The sequence below is a fragment of the Marinobacter segnicrescens genome (genome assembly GCF_900111555.1).
Classification (GTDB): domain Bacteria; phylum Pseudomonadota; class Gammaproteobacteria; order Pseudomonadales; family Oleiphilaceae; genus Marinobacter; species Marinobacter segnicrescens.
In genome coordinates, this window is record NZ_FOHZ01000020.1 from 15,863 (window position 1) to 28,072 (window position 12,210).

The window sequence follows — 12,210 nt, forward strand, 5'->3', positions numbered from 1 at the left end:
AGCCAACGCATTGCAAATATTTCATGGGCTATGACCGGAATGGTTCACCAAGCCGATGTAAGGACACATAGATTAACCGGTAAAAAGTCGCACCAGTGCTGCAGCGAGAATACCGGCGGCGATAGCCGGCAGGGGGCGTTGCATGATGAGCATGGTCAAGGCCGTGGTAGCCAATGCCGCCAGCGCGCCAGCGTCGCCACTGAAGGCCATGGGTACGATAATTGCGATCAGCACCGAGCTGGCCATGGTATTGATAAAGCTTTCAATGCGGGGGCTGATCCGTACAAACGACATGACAAACGCCCCGCCGTACCGGGTGGCCAGCGTAACCACAGCCATCAGAGCGATAATGATCAGGATACCTGTGGGAGTGGTTTCGACCGTCATTACGCCTCCGGGTCAGGCCGGGGTTTGGCAACCCGCCCGGTTTCAAGCCAGAAGAAGCCAACCACCCCACCGGCGAGCGCGCCAACAACCACATGGATATTGGGCGGCAACCATCGCCATGCCGCCAGCGCAGCAGCCGAGGCAACGCCCCAGGCCACCAGGGTACGAGGGGATTTCTTACCACCTAGGGCCATGGCCAGCAAAAAACACCCCAGTACCATGTCCAGGCCCAATGCCTGGGGATCCTTCAGCAGGCCGCCGAAGTAAACACCCAGGATGGTGCCGATCACCCAGGCCAGCCACAGCACCAGGCCACCACCAACGATCACTTCCAGGTTCTTGCGGCCGTTCTGGTAATCCTGTGCGGCGACCGCCCAGTTCGCATCCGTTAACAACAACAGCACGCCGTAGCGCTTTACCGGCGGCAGCTCCCGTAGCACCGGGTACAACGAGGCCCCCATCAGCAGATGCCGGGAATTGATGGCAAAGACCACGGCCAGTAACGGCACCAGCGACACTTCCGTTCCCCACATATCCACCGCGGCAAACTGGGAGGCACCAGCAAACACCGTCACGCTCATCAGCAGAGCCTGCAGCGGCTCCAGCCCTTCCTGCACCGCAGCCAGACCGAAGGCCGCCCCGAAAGCGACGACAAACAGAGAGATTGGTAGCAGCCGGAAGAATTCTGCACGGACTCTGGCCGGCTGCCACTGGTAGGGATAGGGAGTGGCAGACATGAAAGGAACCTAACAGAATTTGCGGCCTCTGGCACGTAATTCAGGCGGCCCCAGCCCGGACCACTCGGGTCCCTGCCTTCCCCTCAAGAATAGCCAGCGCATCTTCCAGCCGCCCGATACCACTGATTCCACCACCCTCGGCAAATGCCCGGGCAGCGGCCAGCTTGGGTCCCATGGAGCCGGCCGGCAGGTTGAGGCTGTCAGCCTCAGCGATGGTCAGCCGATGAAGGGGAGTGGCAGTGTCCTTACCGAAGTCACGATAGACAGCATCCACGTCGGTGAGCAGCAGGAGCACATCGGCATCCAGCTCGGTGGCCAGGAGAGCGCTGGCGGCGTCCTTGTCGATGACCGCCTCCACCCCAACCATACTGCCGTCGTCACGGCGCAGCATCGGAATACCGCCGCCCCCCGCACAGATAACCACAACGCCCTGGTCCAGCAGCAGTTTCAGTACCCGCATGTCCGGGATTTCCAGGGGCTTTGGCGAAGGGACAACCCTGCGCCATTTGTCCCCGTCACGGGCAATCTGCCAACCGGCAGCTTCCGCCCTCGCTTCGGCTTCCGCCTTTTCATACACCGGCCCGACAAACTTGGTCGGGTTACGAAAAGCGGGGTCATCCCTGTCCACCCGAACCTGGGTCAGCAAGGTAGCGACCGGGCGATCGTGCCCAAGGGCGTTCTCCAGCTCCTGCTCAATGATGTAACCGATCATGCCTTCGGTTTCCGCCCCCAGCACATCCAGCGGGTAAGCCTCATCGGGCTTGTAGGCGGCTCCCTGTAATGCCAGCAGGCCCACCTGTGGCCCATTGCCATGGGTGATGACCAGCTGGTGCCCGGCGCGGACAATTCGAGCCAAGGACTCTGCCGCAGTCTTTACGTTGGCCCTCTGGGCCTCGGCGGTCAGGGGTTCACCGCGCCGCAAAAGGGCATTGCCACCCAGGGCTGCAACCACACGCATAGAGCAGACTCCGTTGATCACAATTCAGAGAAAGGCCCCCGCCGATCGGCCGGGGCCTGTCAGATGGCATCGCGCATGGTCGGACAACTCATGCAGCGCCCTCCACCTCGCCCCCGGCCGAGTTCGGCGCCGGGAATGGCGAGCACTTCAATCCCGGCCGCCGTCAGCGCGGCATTGGTGTCGTCATTACGGTCATAGCCAATAACCACTCCGGGACTCAGGGCAAGCACGTTATTACCGTCGTTCCACTGCTCGCGCTCCCGTTCCGCCGGGGTATCACCGCCGGTGGCTATAACCTCCAGCGAGGTATAGCCGAGCACGTCGGCGACTATGTCGAACAGCGGTCGCCGATCCTGCTGGAAGCCAAGGTGCTTGTCGCCCTTTCCAGGGCGCAGGTCGTAGCAGATGACTTCGTCGGCAACCTCCTTGAAGGCGGTGACCACATTGCCACCGCAGAAGGTAAATACCGTATCCAGGTGCATGGCAGCGCGTGTGCGGGGAAGCTGGCAGGCAATGACCCGCTGCGCTGCACCCCGTTCAAAAAGGGCATTGGCCAGCTGACCGATGGCCTGGGGAGATGAGCGCTCCCCCATGCCGACCAGCACCGTGTCGTTGCCTACCGGCATGATGTCCCCGCCTTCCAGTGTGGCCAGGCCATGGTCTGCCAGGGGATCACCCCAGTAGACGTCGACCTTGCCAGCAAAGGCAGGATGAAACCGGTAAATAGCCGTGGTAAGCAGGGTTTCGGGACGCCGTGCGGCCCAGTACATGGGGTTCAGGCTGACGCCGCCATAAATCCAGGCACTGTTGTCCCGGGTGAACAGAAAATTCGGCAACGGGGGCAACACAAAGCCCTGGGGCCCAAGATGGCTACCGAAAAGTCCAGTCGGGTCAAAAGGCAGGTCACTGACCTGCATACCCCCGATCAGAAATTCCGCCAGGATGGTTCCAGGAAGCTCATCCATCCAGGCCCGGAGGTCGGATACCATGCCCACCCCAATATGGTTCCAGGTAATCCGGTGATCCAGTATCCAGCGCCGGGCCTCGGCGATGCCCAGGGTCTCTGCGAGCAGCTCGTTTACGTCCAGAACGTCGATCCCTCGGGATCGCATCACCCCGGCAAAGACGTCATGGTCTTTCTGGGCCTGCTTCACCCAGAACACATCGTCAAACAACAGCGCGTCGCAGTTCGACGGGGTCAACCTGCGATGGGCAAGTCCCGGCCGACAGACAATCACTTGTCGCAGGGTACCGGTTTCGGAGTGAACCCCCAGAGTGTGCTCAGTCATGTTGGTTTCTCCTTTACCGACTGGTCACAGAAATGCACCGATGCTGATAACAACCGATATGAACAGGGTGAGGATCAGCAGCAGGGGCCAGATGAAGGCAAGCCACCGGTCATAGGACACACGGCCTATGGCCAGGCCGCCCACTACGACTGCAAACGTCGGATTGACCAGGTTCACCAGGCCATTGGCGGACTGGTAGGCGGTAACCACCAGGTCCCGGCCTACGCCCGCAAAGTCCGCCAGCGGTGCCAGGATAGGCATGGACAACACCGCAAGGCCGGATGAGGACGGCACAAAGAAGCTCATACCCACCTCCAGCCAGAACATCACATTGATAAACGCCAGTTCCGGCAGGCCACCCAGGGTCGTTTCGGCACTGTGGAGGATGGTGTCGGCAATCATGCCCTGCTCCATGATCACCACAATTCCCCTGGCCAGGCCAACGACCAGCGCTACACCAAGCAGGTCCCGGGCGCCGTCGACAAAGCTACCCGTCAGCTTTTTCTCACCCAGACGGGCAATCAGGCCAATGAGGATGGCCGAGCCGAGGAATAATGCCCCCATTTGTGCCATCCACCATCCCTGGGACGAAACGCCCCAGATCATCACCAGGAAGGTCAACGCAAAGATCACCAGGGCGATCTTCTGAATGCCAGTCAGCGTGAAATCCTCGATCTCGTCATGCCCTCGCAGGAACAGTCGGCGGTGAGCGTCCCACTGCCGGGCGACAACAGAACGGGATGGGTCGGCCTTGACCCGCCTTGCATATCGCATAACGTAAGCCGCACATATCACCAGGCCGCCGACCAGCAACACCAGCCGCAGCGCAAGGCCATCGGTAAAGGGAATGTCGGCGGCATTAGCTGCAATGACCGTCGCGAAGGGGTTGATCGTCGAACCGAGAACACCTATGCCCGCACCCACCAGGATGATGGCAACACCGGTGACCGCATCGTAGCCCGCTGACAGCATTACCGGAATCAGGATGGCATAGAAAGCCAGGGTCTCCTCGGCCATACCGTAGGTGGTGCCACCCAGGGCAAACAGCGTCATCAGGATGGGAATCATCCAGATCTCCCGGCCCTCCAGCCGATGCATGGCACTGCGAATACCGGTATCGATGGCCCCGGTGGCATTCATCACACCCAGGAATCCACCCAGAAAGAGTATGAACAGGGCCACATCGATCGCGTTGGCCGCGTAGCTGTCGGGGTCATAGAAGCCAGCAGTCGGCGCCAGCATCACATCGACGAAACCCTGGGGATTCGGGTCGACGGTTTCATAGGTACCGGGCACGGCAACTTCGCGGCCTACCTCCTCGTTCATGGCCCGTTCGTACTGACCGGCCGGGATGAACCAGGTCAGCGCTGCCATCAGAACAATCAGCAGGAACAGAATGGTATAGGCGGTAGGAAACCGGGTTTGCAGCTCTGATTCGGGATTTGCTGAGACGGACTGATCGTCAGACACGGGGCACCTCCTGTCCCTGGTGACACGTAACCAGGCTTTGCCATATTCCTTGTATTAGCCTTATTTTTAGTACACAAATTGATCAACAGCAATGGAATCCCTGGTTTCCTGGCAGTCGATCCAGGCGCTTGGTTCCCGGGAAACGAGCCCAGAGAAGGACGACCAGGCACCTCACCGGTCGCAGAGTACCCTGCGAAGTCTCTGCAGACCTTCCGGCTACACGCCTGCAGCCAGGTCAGCAAGCATGGCCTCTACCTCACCCAGCCATTGCAGGTTGCTCTCCATGCCGAGAATGCCGCGGCGCAGGGCCAGGTGCTGAAATCGGAAGTGGGCTGGCATTTCGGCCCGGCTGGTGAAGTACTGCGCTTCCACTGACCGGTAATAGGCAAGCTGCTCCCGCCAGATCTGACGGGTATCCGCCAGCTCATGCGCCAGTTTGTCCCGGTCCAGCAGGCCGCCGGCGAACAGTTTCACCAGCAATGGATCCCGCGTCGGTGGCCGGTTATGGGCGGTGTTTACCCAGTCTGACAGAGCGGCTTCGCCGGTTTCGTTAATCCGGTACAGACGCTTGTCCGGCTTGCCTTGCTGAGGAATGTCTTCCACGGAAACCAATCCCTCTTCGTGCAGTTTTCCCAACTCCTTGTAAATCTGCTGATGACTGGCGTTCCAGACATTGGCTAGTCGGGTCTTGAACTTCAGGGTCAGGTCATAGCCGGTCAAGGGCTCTTCATAGAGCGCTGCCAGCAGGGCAAATCTCAGGGCCACAAGCTCCTCCTTTTGTTATGCATACTATTGCATATCATGGGCCCCAGGTCTATTATGCAAACAAATGCATAATAGAAGTCATAAGTCAGCCTTTGGAATTTTCAGAGAAACAGGACCCCGGAGGACAAGGAAGATGACAATCGAACCCATCCTGGCCGCCTCACCGGCTATTCAGATTCATGTCTGGGCGGCACTCGGCGCCCTGATGCTGGGCGCTGCACAGTTCACAACGCGGCGGGGCTCAACCCTGCACCGCAGTCTTGGCTGGGTCTGGATCGTTCTGATAGCAGCCGTTGCCCTATCGTCCCTGTTTATTCATCAGATCCGGATGGTGGGTCTGTGGAGCCCCATCCACCTTCTGACCGTAACGACCACCGTTACACTGGTGTACGCGATATACGCCGCCAGGGCCCGAAACCACAGGGGACATGGCATCGCCCTGGCGTCGATTTACGTTACGGGGCTGATCGGGGCTGGCGCGTTCACATTAATGCCCGGGAGGATCATGCATCAGGTATTGTTTGGCGGTTAATCGTTGGGTACCTTTTATTCCTGCCAGACTGGCTTTTCCCTGCCCCTTCGGAGAATCCGACCATGAAAACCCTGCTGCAAATCGATTTTCCCTTTGACGGTCCCTTCGGGAACGAGATGACCGATGCCATGAAAGGCCTGGCCGAGTCCATCGCCCAGGAACCCGGCCTGATCTGGAAAGTCTGGACAGAAAACGCCGATAACCGTGAAGCCGGGGGCATCTATCTGTTCGAGGATGAAGCCAGCGCCCGGGCCTATCTGGACATGCACAGCGCCCGGCTGAAGGAATTTGGCGTGCCGGAAGTGAATGCGAAAGTCTTTGCCGTTAATGAAGCGCTATCCGCCATTGACAATGGCCCAGTCTGAAGCCTCATCAAGGGGTGACAGATAAAGAACCTACCACCCTTATCACGCCCCGGGGTCTATGACCCCGGCTCAATGATCTGTCTCGGCGGCAGCCTCTCGCCCAGGCGGATCGCCAAGTTCTTCCCGAAGGATGCGGGCGTTGCGCAGGTTCGCCTTGTAAACGAAGTCAAAGGCATCGCCAAGAACGGGCACTGAGCCGACAACCGCATCAAGCAGGATGTTCTTCACAATATGCGCGCGGGCACGACGGCTTGCCCCGGCCCGCTGGGCCTCTACCAGGATGTAGCCCGATAACAGCAATCCGGTCATATCTCCAACCACCGGCACCAGTCCCAGCAGGCCATCCAGCCCGACCGAAAAGCGGGTACCCGGAATACGAATGGCGCTGTCCATCAGGCGGCTGAACCGCTCGACCCGGCGTAATGCCTGTGTACGTTGTCTGGTCATCTATGTTTCCTCGTGACAGCAGGACGTCTATAGCTGCGGTTCTACCTTAACCTTCATTACAAGTTGATACATATCCTTCCAGCGCCTGAAGGTCTGACCAGCACCGCCTTTCGTAAACAGAGCAACACAATTAAACGAAGCAACCTGTCGTTAAGGGCTGCAATCTCCGGGAACATGCACCTCGCTCCCCGAAAGCCGATCTGACGACCGCGATCAAGGGTTTACAAAGCGATGGTCCTTTTCCTGTCCCGCCTCCTGTTCAGCTCATCCAATGCCAGCGATATTCTGGAGAACGCGCCACACGCGGTGGTCAGTGTCGACCAGCAAGGCGCCATCAGTTTTGTGAATCTGGCGGCCGAGCGGCTTTGGGGCTGCCCGCGGGGCCAGGTCATTGGACAGCCGGCTTCCCGGTTGCTTGGCCAGTCGGCCAACCCGGTCCTTTCCGGCCAGCAGCGCGAAGCCGAGCTGTCCCTGACCTCCATGGACGGGCGTACTTTCTGGGCCCACCTTGCGGTTGCGGGCAATGCCAGGTCCCGCAGCCAAACAACTACCCTCTTCATCCGGGACATCAGTGAGGAGCGCTACGCCCGGGAGCTGATGAACCAGACCCTCGAGCAAGCCATGGATGCCGTGGTTTCCATCGATGAGAACAACTGCGTCAGCGTATTCAACGCCACCGCCGAGAAACTCTGGGGATACCGCAGGGACGAAGTGCTCGGCCGCAACGTCAAGATGCTGGTGCCTGAAGCGTTCCGCGCCCGCCACGATGAGTACGTTAACCGCAACCGCACCACTGGCGAGAACCGGATAGTCGGCAGTTACCGGGAACTGCACATACAACGCAAGGACGGCTCGTGGTTCTGGGGACAGGCGGCTATCAGCAAGACCGAGTTCGACGGAAGAATCACCTACACCGCCTTCATCAAGGATGTCACCGAAGAAGTCGAAAGACGGCAACAGATGGAAATGCTGTCCATGGTCGCCGACCGGGCCAACAGCGGCATTGTGATCACCAACCGGGACGGTGCCATAGAGTACATCAACGCGGGCTTCGAGCATCTCACCGGCTACCACCTGGAGGAAATCCGCGGCAAGAAACCCGGGCCGCTCCTGCAGGGGCCGGGCACGGATCCGGGAACGGTCAGGGACATCCGATCAAAGCTTGACCGCGCCGAGCCGTTCTACACGGAAATCCTCAACTACCACAAGAATGGCACCCCGTACTGGGTGTCACTCTCCATTGCGCCCGTGTTCGGTGACAACGGCCAGGTGGAGCGCTTTATCTCAGTGGAGGCGGACATTACGGCCAGCAAACAGCAAACGGTGGATTTTACCCGCCGCATGAGTGCCATAGAGAACGCCATGGCGATTGTCGAATACAGTCCGGACGGCAACTACCTGAGCGCCAATCAATTGGTGCAGGACAAGTGTGGGGGTGGCGATGGTGCCGCCAGGGTCGCAGCGGCGCTCTGGTCCCAGCTGCCAGCCGATGCCCGGACACAGCTGAGTCAGCAGGGCGAGTTCAGTGGCAAGGCTTCGGTCGAGGCCGAGGGCATTCCGGCCCTGGCTCTGGATTACCAGGTCGTGGCGTTAAAGGACTTCAACGGCGATGTCCGCCGCTATGTTCTGTTCGGCATTGATATTACGGACCGCCACATGGCCCTGATGGAAACCCGGGAAGCCATGGACTCGGTCCTGCAGGGAAGCAAACAGATCAGCGGGTTTGTATCAACCATCAACGACATTGCGGACCAGACCAACCTGCTGGCCCTGAACGCCGCCATCGAGGCCGCGCGGGCCGGCGATGCGGGTCGAGGATTCGCGGTCGTGGCTGAGGAGGTGCGCTCACTGGCGCGCAAATCCAGTACCTCCGCCAGTGAGATCGACGCCCTGGTGGAAGGGACTCACCAGAAAGTGACGGCACTGGCCTCATCCCTGAGCCGGATCGAAGGCTGAAGCCCCGGCCAGGTCGTCAATGCGGGGCGTTTCACCGTATGGTGCCGCCCCGGAAGGCTTCAGGCAGGCTCGAGGACCTGACGATCCAGTTCTTTCGTCAACGTAGGCGGCAGCTTGAGCGCGTTAGCCAACTGGTCAAGCCAGGCCCGCTCCATGGGGTTCTGATCGTCAATGATGACGGCACTGACCAGGTAGATTTCCCGCGCCGCCTGGGGCGAATCCGCCTGCAGCGCCAGCAAATCCGCGTCCAACGGCGCTTCGAACTGTTGCTGGATCCATGCCTGTAACTCGTCGTCGGCGCCCAGCTTCTCAATTTCCTGCGTCAGCACGGCTCGCTCGTTGGCATCGATATGGCCATCGGCACGGGCTGCCATGATCATCGCCTGGAGAATTTCCAGACCCCGTTGTTCACGGGCCTGTCCCTGCAGCTGCTCAATGGGCTGGCCCTGCGACGCATCGGGACCGGACCCGCTCTGGTAATTTTGATAAGCCTTCCAGGCCAGTACGCCGATACCGGCGAGGGCGCCGTATTTGATCGCCTTGCCGCCCATCTTCCGGCCCCGTTTGGAGCCCACCATCAGACCCAGCGCGCCGCCACCCAGCAGGCTTTTCAGGTCGATACCACCGGTCGAACCCGACGAGCCCTTCAATTGCGAGGAAAGGCTGTCGACAACGCGGCTGACATCCATACCACTACTGGAGCCTTTGCCGGCAGACTGGCCTGAAGCCTGGCCGATGAGCTGATTCAGAATCGACGATACGTTCATGGGGTCATGTTCCTCTATGGACAATGCAAACAACCTTCTGGTTGCGCTATGACCAGTCTAACAAAGGGATGGTTCCTGGCTATTTAACTGGCGGTAAGACTTCGCAGCGATCTGCCAACTGTTATACTATAACAATCTCATTCCCTGTCGAGCTCGCCTGTGCATCAAACTGACATCACCGCCGTCCCCACTAACGTCATCACCGGTTTCCTGGGCGCGGGTAAAACCACTGCCATCCTGCACCTGCTCAGACACAAACCCGAGCATGAGCGCTGGGCGGTGCTGGTCAACGAGTTCGGTGAAATAGGCGTAGACGGCACGCTGGTAAAGGGCACCCATACCGAAGAGGAAGGCATTTTTGTTCGCGAGGTGCCCGGTGGCTGCATGTGCTGTACAGCCGGGCTGCCGATGCAGATCGCACTGAACCAGCTGCTGGCGAAGGCCAGGCCCCACCGACTGCTCATCGAGCCTACCGGCCTTGGTCATCCGGCGGAAGTGTTGCAGACACTGGCAGCGGAGCACTACCGGGACGTCCTTTCCATTCAGAAGACCATCACCCTGGTAGATGCCCGGAAGCTGACCGACGCCCGTTACACCAGCCACGACACCTTCAATCAGCAGATTGCTATCGCTGACCTGGTGGTGGGTAACAAACAGGACCTCTATGACGATGCCGACATGGCGCGCCTGAAGGCCTATGTCGAGGAGAAGGGCTCACCGGGTATCCGTGTTGAATCTGTGACTCAGGGCGCGATCGACCCCCAATGGCTGCAGGGCCCAGCTTCGCCGACAGCACCTGCATACCGACCCAGGCCAGCTCGGCCATCGGATACCCGTTTATTGGGCACGCCCAGTTCTCCCCCGGCTTCAGGCCAGGGTGAGGGGTACGAAAGCATTGGCTGGCATTTCGATGCCGGACAGATCTTCGATTACGGGAAGCTGCTTGCCTTCCTGACCGGACTGGAAGCAGAACGGATGAAAGCCGCCTTTATCACCGACCGGGGCGTGTTCGGCTACAACCTGACCCGGGACGGCCTGACCGAAGTCGAGCTGGATGAACTTACAGAAAGCCGTTTCGAAGTCATCGCGACACGGGTGGATTCGCGCTGGGAATCGCGATTACAGGATTGTCTCGTCACCTGAGTCTGCAGGTGAGGGGCGGCGGCCAGGGTGTATCTGATGGATGCCCGGAGTGGACCTCCCGACTGGCTAGAAACTGGCCATGGCCTCCTGCAGGTCTACCTTGAGCTCTTCCGGCGCGGTGATCCAGAGTTCCCCATCTTCGCCGGGGAGAACGCCAATCTGCAGCCCATCCCTGGTGAGCCCTGGCACCCACTTCCTGAAGAAATCCGGTAGCGAAATACTTTTTGGTGAGAGGTCACCGGCTGCCTGGGCATAGTCCACGGCCAGTTCTGAATGAGGCCAGACCGGCAAATACGCCACACCGTCTTCGTCCGATACGATTTTCAGGAACTGGTTGTCGGCATTGACCAGAATCCAGATCTCGCGCTCCTCGGCCACTTCGCTCAGGAAGTAGTCATAACGCTCCTCGCCATCCATCTGGAGTATTTGCCTTAACGGGTTATCGCTCATAACAGGGCCACGGCTCTTTCGGTATGTGTCGGGGGATTCTATCGCAAAAGCCGGTGCGATCGGGCGTTACAGCTATTATTCAGGATTGGCACGGACCGACTCAGCCGGCCCCGGCTTAAGCCAACGATACACCCGCATCGGTGGAATGTTCAGCAGCTCCAGCTCCGTGCTGACTGCCGGCCCCATCACGGGAGTGGTAATCGTGGCCACGTCACCCAGGAACTGGTACGCCACGAAGCAACCGCCGTCTGCGAGGGAGGCCTGCACAGCCTGCGCTACACGCGTCCCCACCTGCTCCGGCATTTTCGAAAACGGTATACCGGAGATCACCACATCCGGTTGCCCAAGCTGGTGCTGGGCCAGAATCTCGTCAAGGTCCTCGGCACTGCCCTGGTGGTTGATGAAACGCGGATCATCGATCTCATGGAGTAATTCATGAAACCAGGGACTCAGCTCAATGGACAGCAAACGCGCATCAGGGCCAAGATTCCGAAGAAAGGTACGGGTAGTCCCTCCGGTTCCGGGCCCCAGCTCCACCACCAGCCTGGCTGATGACAGGTCCGCCGCATCGACAATCCGCTTCTCCAGGAATCGTGAACTGGGAATAACCGAACCCACCTGGGCCGGCTCCCGCAGGAAACCCCGAAAGAATGCCAGCGGGCTGGTTCTTCGGGCTGTGTCGTACTTCGGGCTGCTACTTTCTCCATCCATGCTGTCTTCTCAACCTGGCTGTCGGGCGTGTCTGTTGAGCTTAGCAGTCAAACCTGTAACCGGCAGTCCTGTCTGCCACCGGGTGTTGCCATGACGTTCTTCGCTTGCCGGAGTCCGGCAACCCCCGGACAGCAACAAAGTGCCCCGCCCTACCCGCACCAAAATAAGTCATCTTTGCCACTGGCGTGCCTCCTGATGAGGCGGCCCTATTCTGCTCCGCGGTAGCCGACGGC

At 59.7% G+C, this 12,210-nt stretch carries 13 protein-coding genes and 1 pseudogene; 4 read left to right on the plus strand and 10 right to left on the minus strand.

Annotated elements, in window-relative coordinates:
- Positions 1–72: 72 nt before the first annotated feature.
- The 6 genes from BM036_RS15445 to BM036_RS15470 form a co-directional block, all read right to left on the minus strand.
- Positions 73–387: an AzlD family protein gene (locus tag BM036_RS15445; RefSeq protein WP_091854017.1), complete on the minus strand. Its 315-nt coding sequence runs from the start codon at positions 385–387 to the stop codon at positions 73–75.
- Positions 387–1,124 (minus strand): AzlC family ABC transporter permease, encoded by a 738-nt coding sequence (locus BM036_RS15450; protein WP_091854019.1) that lies wholly within the window; start codon positions 1,122–1,124, stop codon positions 387–389. The genes BM036_RS15445 and BM036_RS15450 overlap by 1 nt, the downstream gene beginning before the upstream one ends.
- Positions 1,125–1,164: 40 nt before the next feature.
- The gene (gene arcC, locus BM036_RS15455) at positions 1,165–2,082 is read right to left on the minus strand and encodes a carbamate kinase (protein WP_091854021.1); all 918 of its coding nucleotides are present in this window, start codon (positions 2,080–2,082) and stop codon (positions 1,165–1,167) included.
- Between the two features lie 59 nt (positions 2,083–2,141).
- Positions 2,142–3,371: an arginine deiminase gene (locus BM036_RS15460; protein WP_091854023.1), complete on the minus strand. Its 1,230-nt coding sequence runs from the start codon at positions 3,369–3,371 to the stop codon at positions 2,142–2,144.
- A gap of 24 nt (positions 3,372–3,395) precedes the next feature.
- Positions 3,396–4,841 carry a YfcC family protein gene (locus BM036_RS15465; RefSeq protein WP_091854025.1) on the minus strand — a complete coding sequence of 482 codons (1,446 nt, stop codon included), beginning with the start codon at positions 4,839–4,841 and terminating at the stop codon, positions 3,396–3,398.
- A 216-nt stretch (positions 4,842–5,057) separates the two neighbouring features.
- Complete coding sequence (locus tag BM036_RS15470) at positions 5,058–5,606, minus strand: PadR family transcriptional regulator (RefSeq protein WP_091854027.1); 549 nt, start codon at positions 5,604–5,606, stop codon at positions 5,058–5,060.
- Positions 5,607–5,739: 133 nt separating this feature from the next.
- On the opposite strand from BM036_RS15470, the gene BM036_RS15475 reads away from it, so the two are divergent.
- Both BM036_RS15475 and BM036_RS15480 read left to right on the plus strand, forming a co-directional pair.
- Positions 5,740–6,138: a DUF2306 domain-containing protein gene (locus tag BM036_RS15475; RefSeq protein WP_091854029.1), complete on the plus strand. Its 399-nt coding sequence runs from the start codon at positions 5,740–5,742 to the stop codon at positions 6,136–6,138.
- Positions 6,139–6,200: 62 nt separating this feature from the next.
- The gene (locus BM036_RS15480) at positions 6,201–6,503 is read left to right on the plus strand and encodes a monooxygenase (RefSeq protein ID WP_091854031.1); all 303 of its coding nucleotides are present in this window, start codon (positions 6,201–6,203) and stop codon (positions 6,501–6,503) included.
- Positions 6,504–6,572: 69 nt separating this feature from the next.
- Here BM036_RS15480 and BM036_RS15485 read toward each other — a convergent pair whose 3' ends face one another.
- Positions 6,573–6,950: a DUF4112 domain-containing protein gene (locus BM036_RS15485; protein WP_091854033.1), complete on the minus strand. Its 378-nt coding sequence runs from the start codon at positions 6,948–6,950 to the stop codon at positions 6,573–6,575.
- 231 nt (positions 6,951–7,181) lie between these two features.
- Here BM036_RS15485 and BM036_RS20350 point away from each other — a divergent pair.
- A pseudogene (locus BM036_RS20350) lies at positions 7,182–8,828 on the plus strand (methyl-accepting chemotaxis protein); the annotation flags it as partial.
- Between the two features lie 137 nt (positions 8,829–8,965).
- On the opposite strand, the gene BM036_RS15495 reads toward BM036_RS20350, so the two are convergent.
- Positions 8,966–9,673 (minus strand): tellurite resistance TerB family protein, encoded by a 708-nt coding sequence (locus tag BM036_RS15495; RefSeq protein ID WP_091854037.1) that lies wholly within the window; start codon positions 9,671–9,673, stop codon positions 8,966–8,968.
- Positions 9,674–9,832: 159 nt separating this feature from the next.
- Here BM036_RS15495 and BM036_RS15500 point away from each other — a divergent pair, with 159 nt between their 5' ends.
- Positions 9,833–10,816, plus strand: a complete 984-nt coding sequence (locus BM036_RS15500) for a CobW family GTP-binding protein (RefSeq protein ID WP_091854039.1) — start codon at positions 9,833–9,835, stop codon at positions 10,814–10,816.
- 66 nt (positions 10,817–10,882) lie between these two features.
- On the opposite strand, the gene BM036_RS15505 is transcribed toward BM036_RS15500, so the two are convergent.
- Positions 10,883–11,266 (minus strand): DUF2750 domain-containing protein, encoded by a 384-nt coding sequence (locus BM036_RS15505; protein WP_091854041.1) that lies wholly within the window; start codon positions 11,264–11,266, stop codon positions 10,883–10,885.
- Between the two features lie 75 nt (positions 11,267–11,341).
- Positions 11,342–11,977 carry a class I SAM-dependent methyltransferase gene (locus BM036_RS15510; RefSeq protein WP_091854043.1) on the minus strand — a complete coding sequence of 212 codons (636 nt, stop codon included), beginning with the start codon at positions 11,975–11,977 and terminating at the stop codon, positions 11,342–11,344.
- Positions 11,978–12,210 lie beyond the last annotated feature (233 nt).

What these genes read in the sequence shown, in the direction of transcription:
- BM036_RS15445 (WP_091854017.1), bottom strand. Translation starts at nt 387, where the DNA reads ATGACGGTCGAAACCACTCCCACAGGTATCCTGATCATTATCGCTCTG.
- BM036_RS15450 (WP_091854019.1), bottom strand. Translation starts at nt 1,124, where the DNA reads ATGTCTGCCACTCCCTATCCCTACCAGTGGCAGCCGGCCAGAGTCCGT.
- arcC (WP_091854021.1), bottom strand. Translation starts at nt 2,082, where the DNA reads ATGCGTGTGGTTGCAGCCCTGGGTGGCAATGCCCTTTTGCGGCGCGGT.
- BM036_RS15460 (WP_091854023.1), bottom strand. Translation starts at nt 3,371, where the DNA reads ATGACTGAGCACACTCTGGGGGTTCACTCCGAAACCGGTACCCTGCGA.
- BM036_RS15475 (WP_091854029.1), top strand. Translation starts at nt 5,740, where the DNA reads ATGACAATCGAACCCATCCTGGCCGCCTCACCGGCTATTCAGATTCAT.
- BM036_RS15480 (WP_091854031.1), top strand. Translation starts at nt 6,201, where the DNA reads ATGAAAACCCTGCTGCAAATCGATTTTCCCTTTGACGGTCCCTTCGGG.
- BM036_RS15485 (WP_091854033.1), bottom strand. Translation starts at nt 6,950, where the DNA reads ATGACCAGACAACGTACACAGGCATTACGCCGGGTCGAGCGGTTCAGC.
- BM036_RS15495 (WP_091854037.1), bottom strand. Translation starts at nt 9,673, where the DNA reads ATGAACGTATCGTCGATTCTGAATCAGCTCATCGGCCAGGCTTCAGGC.
- BM036_RS15505 (WP_091854041.1), bottom strand. Translation starts at nt 11,266, where the DNA reads ATGAGCGATAACCCGTTAAGGCAAATACTCCAGATGGATGGCGAGGAG.
- BM036_RS15510 (WP_091854043.1), bottom strand. Translation starts at nt 11,977, where the DNA reads ATGGATGGAGAAAGTAGCAGCCCGAAGTACGACACAGCCCGAAGAACC.